Here is a 704-nt window from a genome sequence, read left to right as displayed (position 1 = left end):
TCACCGTCGCGGCAGTTGAGGTGAGTGGCGCGGTTCTGGTCGGTGCCTTGCTGGTGATTCCTTCGGCAGCGGCGCGCGTGCTCAGTCAGGCGCTGAAAGGGTTTTTCTGGTGCTCGGTGCTGATCGCTACCGTCAGCACCCTGTGCGGGATTCTTGCGCCGATCGTATTCGATCTGCCGATCCCGTCCGGCGCCGCGATCATTCTGGTCGCCGGCATCGCTTTCGCCCTCGCCGCCATTGCGCGCGGCGTCGTCCCCAGCCTGAAAGGGAACCTTGGATAAATGGCTTTTTCATTGCGTAACCTGACTCTGGCCATGGCCCTGTATGGCGTGGTCTGCACTCCGTTGATGGCGGCTGAAACTGCGAAACCGTTGCGCGTTCTGGCCTCGTTACCGATCACCTATGGATTGGGCGAAGCATTGCTCAAGGGCACAAACGTCAACCTCGAACGCGCGGCGCCGGCCAACCTGCCCGGCAGCCGCCAGACCGCGTATTTCACCGGCCGTGGCGCTCCGGCGCTGAGCAAACTGGCCACCGACGCGGACGCGGTAATCGGTCTGCGTTCGCTGTGGGCCGATGATCCGCTGTACCCGATCGCGCGGCGCAGCAATATCCGTATCGTCGAAGTCGACGCTGCGCGCCCGGTCGACGGCGCCCTGCCCGGCATCGCCGTGCAGCCGGGCCTGCAGGTTGATGGGCTGAAC

1 protein-coding gene and 1 pseudogene are annotated in these 704 nt (G+C 64.5%); both read left to right on the top strand.

What is annotated here, in order from left to right:
* On the top strand, nucleotides 1–281 hold a 281-nt coding region (locus tag J5M71_RS26250), incomplete at its 5' end, for a metal ABC transporter permease (RefSeq protein WP_207838371.1).
* Nucleotides 282–704, top strand: a pseudogene (locus J5M71_RS26245) (metal ABC transporter substrate-binding protein); the annotation flags it as partial.

Origin of the sequence: Pseudomonas sp. 43(2021) (assembly GCF_017490805.1) — a bacterium.
Lineage (GTDB): Bacteria > Pseudomonadota > Gammaproteobacteria > Pseudomonadales > Pseudomonadaceae > Aquipseudomonas.
Note: the sequence above shows the minus strand (reverse complement) of the source record. Positions and strands in the feature narration are given on the sequence as shown.